9 protein-coding genes are annotated in these 12,370 nt (G+C 62.7%); 7 read left to right on the top strand and 2 right to left on the bottom strand.

Annotated elements, in window-relative coordinates; translation table 11 throughout:
- Positions 1–419: 419 nt before the first annotated feature.
- The 7 genes from G6022_RS14525 to G6022_RS14495 all read left to right on the top strand — a co-directional run bounded on the left by G6022_RS14525 (position 420) and on the right by G6022_RS14495 (position 9,040).
- Positions 420–629 (top strand): heavy-metal-associated domain-containing protein, encoded by a 210-nt coding sequence (locus G6022_RS14525; protein WP_007625927.1) that lies wholly within the window; start codon positions 420–422, stop codon positions 627–629.
- An 86-nt stretch (positions 630–715) separates the two neighbouring features.
- Positions 716–3,088 carry a heavy metal translocating P-type ATPase gene (locus tag G6022_RS14520; protein ID WP_182611234.1) on the top strand — a complete coding sequence of 791 codons (2,373 nt, stop codon included), beginning with the start codon at positions 716–718 and terminating at the stop codon, positions 3,086–3,088.
- On the top strand, positions 3,085–3,441 hold the full coding sequence (locus tag G6022_RS14515) for a metal-sensitive transcriptional regulator (RefSeq protein WP_017838595.1): 357 nt from the start codon (positions 3,085–3,087) through the stop codon (positions 3,439–3,441). Before G6022_RS14520 ends, G6022_RS14515 begins: the two co-directional genes overlap by 4 nt.
- Before the next feature lie 882 nt (positions 3,442–4,323).
- The gene (locus G6022_RS14510; protein WP_206682243.1) at positions 4,324–6,498 is read left to right on the top strand and encodes a heavy metal translocating P-type ATPase; all 2,175 of its coding nucleotides are present in this window, start codon (positions 4,324–4,326) and stop codon (positions 6,496–6,498) included.
- Between the two features lie 5 nt (positions 6,499–6,503).
- The gene (locus G6022_RS14505; RefSeq protein ID WP_182611235.1) at positions 6,504–7,100 is read left to right on the top strand and encodes a CueP family metal-binding protein; all 597 of its coding nucleotides are present in this window, start codon (positions 6,504–6,506) and stop codon (positions 7,098–7,100) included.
- 67 nt (positions 7,101–7,167) lie between these two features.
- Positions 7,168–8,469 carry an APC family permease gene (locus G6022_RS14500; protein ID WP_182611236.1) on the top strand — a complete coding sequence of 434 codons (1,302 nt, stop codon included), beginning with the start codon at positions 7,168–7,170 and terminating at the stop codon, positions 8,467–8,469.
- A 181-nt stretch (positions 8,470–8,650) separates the two neighbouring features.
- Entirely contained in the window at positions 8,651–9,040 is a 390-nt protein-coding gene (locus G6022_RS14495) for a four-helix bundle copper-binding protein (RefSeq protein WP_228549190.1), read from the top strand.
- 121 nt (positions 9,041–9,161) lie between these two features.
- Here the strand turns inward: G6022_RS14495 and G6022_RS14490 are convergent, their stop codons facing one another.
- Together G6022_RS14490 and G6022_RS14485 are read right to left on the bottom strand one after the other, a co-directional pair.
- Positions 9,162–10,103: a hypothetical protein gene (locus tag G6022_RS14490; protein WP_182611237.1), complete on the bottom strand. Its 942-nt coding sequence runs from the start codon at positions 10,101–10,103 to the stop codon at positions 9,162–9,164.
- 1,943 nt (positions 10,104–12,046) lie between these two features.
- Positions 12,047–12,370 (bottom strand): helix-turn-helix domain-containing protein (locus tag G6022_RS14485; protein ID WP_182691842.1); only part of this gene is annotated, 324 nt, incomplete at its 5' end.

The raw sequence follows: 12,370 nt of genomic DNA, 5'->3' as shown, positions 1-12,370 counted from the left end.
GCAGCAATCCTCACGCTCCGTGAATCAGCGGGGCTAGCCTAAGAGGCCCTCGGCCAGGGTTCCGAACAATTGGTTGCGGATACAGACATGGCCGGGTGTTGGCCTGCGTTAATACGCGTCGCCCGTCTCTATGACGAACTGCTCAACTGCGGCGGCAAGGGCCTGGTTCGCGCTGCACCGCCAGCACGGTGAGCTCGTCTCCGCGCTTCCAAAGACCTTGCCGCCACGGCTCTTGCGCCCGCCTACTGGTCAATCCATACGGCGTCCGGGCGATCAGAGTGCAGGCGGAGTGAGCCGCGGACACAAGCGAACATCACCCTTGACCAATACCCCTACGGGGTATAGGTTCATTGGTGTTCGGATTGATCCGAGCCATCGGATGTCTCAACGAACTACACCCGTCAACGGAAGGAGCCGTCATGGCTACCAGCACCAAGGAGTACACCGTCCAGGGCATGACCTGCGGACACTGTGAGTCGTCGGTCAAGGAGGAAGTCGGCGAAATCGCGGGCGTCTCCATGGTGGAGGCCTCGAGCAAGACCGGAACGGTGTCGGTCTCCGGCGAGGGCTTCACCGACGAGCAGGTCGTCGCCGCCGTCAAGGAAGCCGGCTACACCGTCACCTCTTGACGCGAAGCGATCTCGCCAGCCCCAGCAGCTGGCGAGATCCCTGGCCCCGAGCACACCACCCGTTCACCGTGAAGGATTGATCCTCGATGACCCAGACTCAACCCTCCCAGATGCACCCCGCGGTGGATCTGATCGACATAGATCTGGGCGTCACGGGCATGACCTGCACTTCGTGCTCGGGGCGGGTCGAGCGCAAGCTCAACAAGCTCGACGGGGTGGACGCCACGGTCAACTTCGCCACCGAGTCCGCGTCCATCTCCTTCGACCCGAGCAAGGTCGACACGGACGCGCTCATCGAGACCGTGCGCGGTGCGGGATACGACGCGTTCACGATGAAGAATGACGACGACCAGGCTGTGGACGCAACTTCCGCAGGTGGCGGCGCCGGTCCCCGAGACCAGATCGAGGAGGCCAGGGAACGCGAGACCGCAGACCTCAAACACCGTCTGATTGTCTCGGCTGCACTCACGGTCCCGGTGGTCTTGCTGAGCATGATCCCGGCACTGCAGTTCACCAATTGGCAGTGGGCCGTGCTGACCATGGTCACCCCCATCTTCTTCTGGGGAGGCGCACCCTTCCACAAGGCCACCCTCGCCAACCTGCGGCACGGCTCGTTCACCATGGACACCCTGGTCTCCATGGGCACGGCGGCCGCCTACCTCTGGTCACTGTGGGCACTGTTCCTCGGCAACGCCGGCATGCCCGGCATGACCATGGAAGTGCATCTGCTGCCCACAAACTCCACGATGGACGAGATCTATCTGGAGACCGCCGCCGTGGTGATCTCCTTCCTGCTGCTGGGCCGCTGGTTTGAAACCAAGGCCAAGGGGCAGTCCTCCGCCGCACTCAAGGCGCTCCTCGACATGGGAGCCAAGGACGCCGCCGTCCTCCGCGACGGCGTCGAGGTCCGCATCCCCGTGGGTCAGTTGAAGGTCGGCGACATCGTCGTGGTGCGCCCGGGCGAAAAGATCGCCACCGACGGTCGCGTCACCGAGGGTTCGTCCGCGATCGACGAGTCCATGCTCACCGGCGAATCCGTCCCGGTTGAGGTCACGTCCGGCTCCACGGTGACCGGCGCAACCATGAACACCTCGGGAAGACTGCTGATCGAGGTCACCCGCACCGGCGAGAACACCACACTGTCCCAGATGGCCAAGCTGGTCACCGAGGCGCAGTCCAAGAAGGCCCCGGTCCAACGACTGGTCGACCGCATCTCGCAGGTCTTCGTGCCCATCGTGATCGTCATCGCGATCATCACCCTGCTCGTGCACTTGTTTGTGGTGGGAGCGGGACTGGCCACCGCGTTCACCGCCGCCGTGGCCGTGCTCATCATCGCCTGCCCGTGCGCACTGGGCCTGGCCACTCCCACCGCACTCCTGGTCGGTACCGGCCGCGGCGCCCAGATGGGACTGCTCATCAAGGGGCCCGAGGTCCTAGAGTCCACCCGGCGCGTCGACACCATCGTCATGGACAAGACCGGCACCGTCACCTCCGGAGTGATGTCCGTCAGCCAGGTCACCACTGCCGCCGGATTCGACCGGACGGATCTGCTGGTCAAGGCCGCTGCGGTGGAGGCCGCGTCCGAGCACCCGATCGCCCAGGCCATCGCCCGCGAGGGTGCAAAGAGTCTGGCGGGCGAGGGCCCCGTGGCCGACAGGGAGGCCGGATCCGCCATTCTGCCGGAGGTCACCGGGTTCACCAATACTGCAGGCCGTGGCGTCACGGGCACCGTCGACGGTGCCGTGGTGACCATTGGTCGCCCTGAGGGCTCCCTGCCGGCGGACCTGCGGACCGCGTTCGACGATGCCCAGAAGCAGGGCGGCACCCCTGTGGTCGCCCAGATCGACGGCACCGTCGCGGGCGTGATCACCGTCCGCGACACCGTCAAGCCCACCTCCGCCGAGGCGGTAGCCGGACTCAAAGCTCTCGGATTGACCCCGTGGCTACTCACCGGCGACAACGCCGGAGCCGCACGTGTCGTGGCCAGCGAGGTCGGCATTGATCCGGCCAACGTGATCGCCGAGGTCATGCCCCACGACAAGGTCGCCCAGATCGAGAAACTGCAGGCCAAGGGCAAGAACGTCGCCATGGTCGGCGACGGCGTCAACGACGCGGCAGCTCTCGCCCGGGCCGAGCTCGGACTGGCGATGGGCGCCGGCACGGACGTGGCGATCGAAGCCTCCGACATCACTCTGATGAACGACGACCTGCGATCCGCCGTGGACGCGATCAGGCTGTCACGCCGGACCCTGGGCACCATCAAGGGCAACCTATTCTGGGCGTTCGCCTACAACGTCGCACTGATCCCCGTCGCTGCGATCGGACTGCTCAATCCCATGCTCGCAGGCGTCGCAATGGCGTTCTCGAGTGTGTTCGTGGTGACCAACTCCCTACGCCTGCGCGGGTTCACCTCAAGCCACGCGACCCCCAACCACGACCAGACCAGGAGCCAGCAATGACGGATACCCCGGACCTCGCCATCGACCCTGCAGCCGAGCACGATGCCGAAGCCGCTGGCTGCGAGACCCACAGTCACCACGGCTACATGAAGGAAAAGGACCGCTACAAGGCCCGGCTCAAGCGGATCGAGGGCCAGGTGCGGGGCATCCACCGCATGATCGATGAGGAGCAGTACTGCATCGACATCCTCACCCAGGTCAGCGCCATCAATTCCGCACTGCGCAACGTCGCCCTCGGCCTGCTCGACGACCACATGCGCCACTGCGTCGCCGACGCAGTGAACGAGTCCGACGAGGCCGCAGAGATCAAATTCAAGGAAGTGGCCGACGCCATCGCCCGCTTCTCCCGCTAAGCGGGGGCGGGTAGGTGCATGGGAGGCCCCGGCAAGGTCGCGAGCAGGATGCTTCGCGGATGTAGCCGAGCCCCGAAATTCGGTGAACACGCCTCACCAACATACCCCGTTGGGGTATAGTTTGCGGGTGGGAAAGCCAATGAACTCGCACGGCAGAAACCAGGAGAGAACATGACATCTGATCGAATTCAGGATCCGGTCGACGCCGCCGGTTAGCTCGACGAACTCGCGGGCCCTATCCCGGGCTGGCAACCCGGTTGTTCCAATCGTCCCAGGCCATCACCGCAGGTCGTCACCGAAGAAGCCTTCGGGTTCGAGCAATGTGGCTACGGAGTCGGGCCAAAGGCAGCTCACCCTGGCCCACGCCCTTGGGCGCCCGAAAGACCAGCAGCGGCGGAGGGTGCTTCCATCGTTCCGAGCGCCCTAGAAGGGAGCCGCCATCATCGTGGCGCCAGCCCGAACCACTCCCCTGACGAACATCTTGAGCAAACCTTCACACAATCTCCACCACAATCCGCTGGCTCACCCACGATCCTGACTGTCGGCCGGACCCCAGAACGCCAGGACGTGCGTCATCACCGACGGGAACGGCGATCCTGGGATGGGCGGTGTCACGAACGTGGTCGGCCGAGCACAGATGTCAGCACGATTCGATACCCTGCGGCGGTATCGGCTCGTGGCCCGGAGCAACTGCTACTTGGCCCCACGGGAAGAGATGTCCATGACCCCTAGAACACATCATGCGCTAGGGCTCACCGCTGTCAGGGAATCATGTTCTTGCTGTTTCACTCCCTCGAAACTCCTGCATATCGAAGCTGCCGGACGCATGCCGCTCGAAGATCACGCCAACCAGGTGGCAATGGACAAGACGGAAGGGACCAAATGAATCAGTCGCACGATCATCATGACCACGCCCACAGTCACGGATCCGGCGGAGCCGCGGCCGGGCACCTCAACGAGCGAGACACGGCGGTAGCTGAGCACCATCACCCGGACGGGCCCCAGGAGACGACGGGCCACGCCCATGCGGGGCAGCATCACGCTGGCCATGAAGACCATGGCGGTCATGCCGGGCACGGAGACCATGTCGGGCAGTTCCGACGTTTGTTCTGGATCATGCTCGTCTTGGCGGTGCCGGTGGTCGGCTTCAACGAGATGTTCGCCGACCTCATCGGTTACCAGCTGCCCGACGCCGGATGGGTGTGGTGGGTCTCCCCCATCCTGGGCACAGTGATCTACCTCTGGGGCGGCCGGCCGTTCCTGACCGGCGCTCTCTCCGAGGTCCGCGCTCGTCAACCCGGCATGATGCTGCTCATCGGCTTGGCGATCACCGTGGCGTTCATCGCCTCCTGGGGCGCAAGCCTGAGCTTGTTGGATCATGAGCTGAACTTCTGGTGGGAACTGGCGCTGCTGGTAGTCATCATGCTGCTGGGCCACTGGATCGAGATGCGCTCCCTGGCGCAAACCACCTCTGCACTCGACTCCCTGGCGGCACTGCTACCCGATGAGGCCGAGAAGGTCGACGGCGACGACGTGGTCACCGTCGCACCGGCCGATCTGGCGGTCGGCGACGTCGTGATTGTCCGCCCCGGTGCTTCTGTGCCCGCCGACGGCAAGATTATCGACGGCTCGGCCAGCATGGACGAATCCATGGTCACCGGCGAGTCCAAGGCGGTCCGCCGTGAGATCGGCGAGCAAGTGGTCGCCGGCACGGTGGCCACCGACTCCGGCTTGCGCGTCGAAGTCTCCGCAATCGGTGACGACACTGCCCTGGCCGGAATTCAGAAGCTGGTGGCCGACGCGCAGGCATCCTCCTCGCGTGCCCAGCGCATCGCCGACACCGCGGCCGGCTGGTTGTTCTGGTTCGCCCTCGCATCGGCGGCGATCACCGCTGTCATCTGGAGTGTTCTGGGGATGCCGGATGCGGCGGTGGTGCGCACGATCACCGTGCTGGTGATCGCCTGCCCGCACGCCCTGGGATTGGCGATCCCGCTGGTGGTCTCGATCGCCACCGAACGCGCCGCCCGCGGCGGCGTACTGATCAAGGACCGCCTCGCGCTCGAATCGATGCGCACCGTCGACGCCGTCCTGTTCGACAAGACCGGCACCCTGACCAAGGGCGAACCCACCGTCACCGGAATCGAACCGATCGAGGGACACACCCAAGACGAGGTACTCGCCCTCGCCGCGGCGGCCGAGAGCGACAGCGAGCACCCGCTCGCCAGAGCCGTGGTCGGGGCCGCAAGGGCCCGCGAACTGACCGTGGCGAAGGCGACCGACTTCTCCTCCTCGCCAGCTGTGGGCGTGAAGGCCACGGTGGAGGGCACCGTGGTCGAGGTCGGCGGCCCCTATCTCCTCGACCAGCACGATCGCGACGAACTCCCCGTCGCCGATCAGTGGCGTACCGAGGGCGCGATCATCCTGCACGTCCTCGCCGAGGGCCGGGTGATCGGCGCGCTGCGGTTGGCCGATGAGATCCGGCCCGAGTCCCGTGACGCCGTCGACGCGCTCCATGCTGCCGGTGCGCAGGTCGTCATGATCACCGGCGATGCTCAGGCCGTCGCTGACACCGTCGCCGCCGAGCTCGGCATCGACCGGGTCTTCGCCGGGGTCCGGCCAGAAGACAAGGCCGCCAAGGTCGCCCAACTCCAGCACGAAGGCAAGAAGGTCGCCATGGTCGGCGACGGGGTCAACGACGCGCCCGCACTGGCCCAAGCCGATGTGGGCATCGCCATCGGCGCCGGGACCGACGTGGCGATCGGCTCCGCCGGCGTCATCCTGGCCTCATCGGATCCCCGCTCTGTGCTCTCGGTCATCGAACTCTCCCGGGCGAGCTACCGCAAGATGAAGCAGAACCTGTGGTGGGCCGCCGGCTACAACCTTGCCGCCGTGCCTCTCGCCGCCGGCGTGTTGGCTCCGATCGGATTCGTGCTGCCCATGAGCGTCGGCGCCATCCTCATGTCGCTGTCAACAGTCGTTGTTGCCCTCAACGCCCAGCTGCTGCGGCGCCTCGACCTGAGCCCAGAATCCGTCACAAGAGCGATGGAGCGAGGATAACCACCATGACAACCACCGACACCTCTCGGCGACGAGTCGCATCCGCGTTCCTTGCTGCCGCCGCGTTGACTCTCGCCGGCTGCTCGACCGGACCGTCAGGCAACGCGTCGACAGAACCACCCGTCACCTCGTTGGAGTCCTACGATCTCGCCGGCCTCGAGGCACCCCAGATCATCAACACGCTCGACACCATGCCGGTGGCCGACAGGCCGAACGATCTGATCGCCTCGGTGCAGCCGACTGAGCTCGTCTTGACCAGTGGCGATGAGAGCCTCGAGACGATTCCTATTCCAGAGGACCAGTTCTATCTGTCAGTGGCTCCGTATTACACGAGCACCCACCCCTGCCGATTCCACAGCCTGACCACTTGCCTCGGCGAGATCGCCAACGAACAGGTGCACGTCACAGTCACCGATAACGCCTCCGGTGACACCCTCATCGACGAACCGCGCATCACCTACGACAACGGCTTTCTCGGGCTCTGGCTACCGCGAGGCATCACGGCCACGCTCACCATCGACCACGACGGCAGAACGGCCACCGCTCCGATCTCCACGGGCGACGATGACCTCACCTGCCTGACCACTATGCAACTCGCCTGACATCCCCACTCGCGCCGATATCGCCACCGACGCGGCCACCCACCGGCAGGAAGGTAGTGCGGTCAGCATGGACCACAGCACACAGTCCCAAGACAAGCTCACTCTCACCGGATCCGTCGCGCTGGGAACCGGGGTAATGATCGGAGCCGGCATCTTCGCCCTCGTGGGCCAGGTCGCGGAATTGGCCGGCGGCTGGGTGCCGTGGGCGTTCCTCGCCGGCGCGGTGGTAGTGGCGTTCAGTTCCTACTCCTACATCCGGTACTCGGCCATCAACCCGTCCTCGGGCGGGATCGCGATGCTGCTCAAAGCCGCCTACGGGCCCGGGGTGGCGGCCGGCACGTTCTCCCTGTTCATGTACGTGTCGATGATCCTCGCCGAGTCCCTGCTGGGGCGGACCTTCGGCACCTACGTGCTGCGGCCGTTCGGCATGCAGGACTCCTCCCTGTGGGTGCCGGTGCTGGCAGTGCTCGCCATCGCCGCCGCCGCGCTGGTCAACCTGGTGGGCAACCAGTGGGTCGAGCGGTCAGCAACCGCTACCGCGGCGCTCAAGATCGTGGGCATCGCTGTGCTGGCGATCGCCGGCATCCTGGCCGCGGGCGTGTCCTCGCTGGACCGACTGTTCACCGTCGCCGAACGCACCCCACCGGAGCACGGCTGGATGGGCTTTCTGGCCGGGGTGACCCTGTGCATCCTGGCCTACAAGGGCTTCACCACGATCACCAACCAGGGCGCGGACCTACGGGACCCGGAGCGCAACATCGGCCGCTCCATCATGATCTCCATCGCCCTGTGCACCGTCCTCTACCTGTTGATCACCGTCGCAGTAACCGCCAGCCTGACCGTTCCGCAGATCATCGGGGCCCGCGACTACGCCCTCGCCGAGGCTGCCAAGCCGATGTTCGGATCCTGGGGCGTCACGCTGACCGTGATCATCGCGGTGGTGGCGACGCTGTCAGGACTCATCGCGAGCTTGTTCTCTGTCTCCAAGCTCTACGACATGCTCCGCGACATGGGCCAGGTGCCGGGACTACCCGGGGCCGGCGGACACCAGTCGCTCTACATCACAGCCGGCCTGGCGATCCTCATGGCAGCCTTCTTCGACCTGTCACAGATCGCCTCCCTGGGGGCGATCTTGTACCTGGCAATGGACATCGCCATCCACTACGGGATCGTCCGACGCCTCAAGGACGACGTCAATGCCAAGGCGTGGATCCCGTGGGTCGCGATCGTCCTCGACGTCGCAGTGCTCGTACCCTTCCTCCTGCTCAAGGCGCAGTCCGACCCACTCACGCTGGGCATCACCGCGATCGTGGCCCTAGTCATCATCACAGCGCAGTGGATCACCGTGCGTCACCGCTCCGCACAATGATCCGCCCTTCTGCGAAAAGCCGATACAACGGGTATTGGACGCTTGTTATTACAAAGATTCTGCGAAGGTCGAACCGAGGGACTGTAGCCAGTTCTGCGCATCAGTAGCGTCGGCGTTAGCTGGGCGCCTCCAGCGACGACTCGGAGAAGAAGGGAGCACATCGATGTCTCACATCACTTCAATGATCGAAACCCACCCCAACGACGCTTCCGGCATAGACGTGCAGAAGCTTGCCGACTGCATCGCCGCGTGTCTCGAATGCGCACAGACTTGCACCTCGTGCGCTGACGCCTGCCTGGCCGAAGAGATGGTCGCAGACCTACGGAACTGCATTCGCCTCAACCTTGACTGCGCCGATCTCTGCGCAACCACTGGCAAAATCCTCAGCCGTCGCACCGGGCAGAACCTCGCCACGGTCAAGACCACGCTCGAGGCATGCCGGACAGCATGCGCAGAATGTGCCACCGAGTGTAAGAAGCACGAGGACATGCACGAGCATTGTCGAGTCTGCGCCGAAGCCTGCCGCAAATGCGAACAGGCCTGCACCGAACTCCTGTCCGCGATCAGCTAACGATCAATGCCCGGCCTGGTCGGTCGTACGACAATCGACCAGGCTGGGCCACCCGCCGATATCCATGCCTTATGTAAAGCGTAGCGATTACCGACATGACGTCCGCGGCACAGCAGAAAAACTATCGAGCGGCTTTTTTGTCAGCTCGAAATCCAGTCTTCGAGAGAGACCCAGTGAACAGGTCCTCATTCAAAAAATAAAGCACCTGTGGAATGTCGTCCACCTCGAAACGCAACTTTCCACCGACACCCATCAACCTGTCTGGATCTAGTTCATTTTCTTCCATTGCCAGACGCAGGTCACTGCTCGACACGCTCGATAGATGATCCCGTCTAACTATCGCTTCCAGACGTGCCTTAAGGCGCGAATCTCTCTTTACTCGAGTTTCGAGTAAGTCTTGACTGACGGACTCCATCGGAACCGACGCCGCAAGGATAGTAATCCATTCAGGAATCTTTTTTGCCAAAGTTTCCTGGTCGCGAAAAAAGGCAGAAAAGACAGTTTGACTAAAGATCCCCAACTTGCCGCGGAAAGAAACCAAATCGATCCATTCATCGAACGCAAATATTGGGTCCTCCACGCGCTGCAGAGTGTCTGACAGCGTGGAGTATATACGTCCCCTCTTAAGTCCCCGGCGAGGATTTGATCTGCGGATAAACACAGCCCTGTCGCCAGCCTCTCCAACTACAATTGCATAAAAGGAAAGGTCTCCTGCAGGGAGATGCTTGGGATTAATCTCCTCTAATCGCTCCGCCCATCCAAGAACTGACAGGAACTTTTCGCCAGAATGTTCGGCGGCGAGATTGGGGGCATCTCCCACCTGGTCGACGTCTAGCACTAAATAGGTCTCTGGAGATAGGTCAGCATCGGGCGTCCAGTCGGCAGGCTCTCTTTGTGCCAGTTGACTCGAGGCGTTCTGGACCACATCCCGGAAGGCAGCTGCTACCTCTTGACTTAAGAGTACCTGCCGCAATTTTAGACTTTTCCCAGATGTCCATCCGACCACCAGTGTCATCGCTGAGCTTACATCGATGTTCTGAACATCAATACCCACGTCACTCATTCATGCGCTCCGTTTCATTTACATCGACTTTGTATATGTGGCCAGATAGCGGGACCGCCGCGATACTCGCCCCGACCCGGGGGCGCGTTCGGGAAACAATCAAGGACTCATGCCCTCCTCCGTCCCGAATCGAGTATATGTGGTACCCCAGAGCGAGCAGTGCCGGATTGACGAGAGAGAGATCGGTGCGGTACAGCAAGATTGCAATCAAGACGATTAGCACCGAATACGCTGCAGCGTTTCCCCAATCATTGATATCTACAAATAAAAATGGCACAATGAAAGTTAGTAAATAAGTCGGTACTTGTTGAGTTTCGTCCCTCGATTCGCTTATTACGAACAACCTTGGGACTACCGAGCTCCGCGCTTTTAGTATAAAAAACACCGTAAGTATAGCGACTGTCGCTAACGCGAATAGTGCTATACCGATAAACCGATGACTTGCAACCAAGCGAAAGCCTACAACGAGTAGCGCCGGCGCTAGTGCAGAAATGAACAACCAGATCCGTGTCATCCCAATCCTGCTTGCTCACAAAGCATTTTTGTCTCCTGCCTCCGTGCGCGCCTAGCGGCGTGGGAGGGAGACAATCCCAGAACAGTGTGCTGCACCACACCGCCCTCACAAAGATGCGCACGTGCAAAGAGGCCAAGAAATCGATTTGGGTAGACAGCCGGCATGCGGAGGCCATCCGCTCGGAGTCTCGTGTTCATTGGGCGATAGTCGCATGCTGATCCGACACTGGGCAGGAAATCGAGTTGCGAAGCTGAGCACTGCCGCCCCGAACCGCTCTGAACCGCCCCAGGGGTGTCCCGCCACCTCCTTTGCGAGTCGAGGGGAGGGCACCCCTCTCATTTGCTTGGATCTGAGGGGCCCCGACAGGGCAGCGGCCTCGGACCCGCCCGCCAGTAACGGGACTTCCCATAATTTGCGTCAGACGCTGTCGCGTTTGACGATCGTCTAACGCGACTCTTCGTGAGCGAACCGTTGACTTCCGGCTCGCGCAGCACGAACCCTAAACCCGGCTCTTGTCGGTGTGGCACGTACAAGTAGCGCAGCAAATGTGGAGACATCACGGCCTTGTGTGGCACTCCTAATCCAGCGACGTGCTCCTCCGGGGGCTTCTCTGGATCCGAGATCGGGGCGAGCTGGTCGACCCCGACAATCGGCGCCGTATTCTTCGATCGCCCAAACACGAGGTCGCGGACAATCGCTGATGGCTCTTCCCCCGCTTTGAGGCGGTCCCGCGCTTCGGCGACCTGCTCGCCGGTCAGGCCGCGTCTGCGTCCCGTGCACCTGGCCTTGGAGGGGACACATCTGATCGCTCCAATGTGACTGCAGTGAAGACAAGGAAGACGCAGAAGGCCAAGAGAAGTCCGGTCACGATTGACCAAAGGATACTTCCTGCGGTGAACGCCCAAATAAAGAGAGCAAGGAACAATCCGGCTAGAAAAAGCGTGAACAATATATCTTCGGACTTGGAGGACTTCCTTGGTGGCCGGCCCGGGGTCCGAGTACTGCTGCTAACGGGGCTCGACGTCGCAGGCTTCGCCGGTGATGGCGACTTCGGCTTGTACGGCTTGGCTGCCCCCATGCGGTTGTACGTACCGCACGATTGGCAGTAAAGCTTTTGCGTTGCGACGAGAGGAGCAGCCAAGCCCGCTACGCCCACCGTCGCTACGCCAGCGGTGGCGCCGAGGATCTTCGCTCTCCTGGTGCGCTTTCGCGTAAAGCTCTTCCCGCCACAGTTTGAACACCGAAGATCGCCACTCCCATCCACCTGAATGTCTTCCACCGCGACCCCTTCGACGAATGAGTCTGAAGCCAGATATGCCTCAGGATGCACATAAGTATGACCTAACAACAATCTGCTGGCTCAGCATTGCCGTCCTCACTACTGGGTCGTGCAACTAAGCCGAGAGCAGCAGCTGAGTCCATCCCGGCTTCAGCGAACCCCTTTCTGCACTTCTCTCTGCAGCGCGCGATAGAGCGTCGATCGCCCGACCCCCAGATCACGTGCGATCGCCGATGGCCCCTCCCCCGCCTCGATGCGGGCTCGCGCCTTGTCGATCTGCTCGTCGGTCAGGACGCGTTTGCGTCCCTTGTACTTGCCCTTTGCTTTGGCGATGGCGATGCCCTCGGCCTGGCGTTCACGGATGATGGCTCGCTCGAACTCGGCGAACGCACCGAGCAGTGAGAGCATGAGGTCGGCTCGCGGGTCCTGGGCGCCGGCGGCGTAGGTGGCCCGCTCGTGGACGAACTCCACGCT

This window comes from Dietzia sp. Cai40 (genome assembly GCF_014145165.1).
Taxonomy (GTDB): domain Bacteria; phylum Actinomycetota; class Actinomycetes; order Mycobacteriales; family Mycobacteriaceae; genus Dietzia; species Dietzia natronolimnaea.
The sequence above is the reverse complement of the archived record's forward strand: the minus strand, read 5'-3'. Positions and strand labels throughout refer to the sequence as shown.

What these genes read in the sequence shown, in the direction of transcription:
- G6022_RS14510 (WP_206682243.1), top strand. Translation starts at nt 4,324, where the DNA reads ATGAATCAGTCGCACGATCATCATGACCACGCCCACAGTCACGGATCC.
- G6022_RS14490 (WP_182611237.1), bottom strand. Translation starts at nt 10,103, where the DNA reads ATGAGTGACGTGGGTATTGATGTTCAGAACATCGATGTAAGCTCAGCG.
- G6022_RS14520 (WP_182611234.1), top strand. Translation starts at nt 716, where the DNA reads ATGACCCAGACTCAACCCTCCCAGATGCACCCCGCGGTGGATCTGATC.
- G6022_RS14505 (WP_182611235.1), top strand. Translation starts at nt 6,504, where the DNA reads ATGACAACCACCGACACCTCTCGGCGACGAGTCGCATCCGCGTTCCTT.
- G6022_RS14525 (WP_007625927.1), top strand. Translation starts at nt 420, where the DNA reads ATGGCTACCAGCACCAAGGAGTACACCGTCCAGGGCATGACCTGCGGA.
- G6022_RS14515 (WP_017838595.1), top strand. Translation starts at nt 3,085, where the DNA reads ATGACGGATACCCCGGACCTCGCCATCGACCCTGCAGCCGAGCACGAT.
- G6022_RS14495 (WP_228549190.1), top strand. Translation starts at nt 8,651, where the DNA reads ATGATCGAAACCCACCCCAACGACGCTTCCGGCATAGACGTGCAGAAG.
- G6022_RS14500 (WP_182611236.1), top strand. Translation starts at nt 7,168, where the DNA reads ATGGACCACAGCACACAGTCCCAAGACAAGCTCACTCTCACCGGATCC.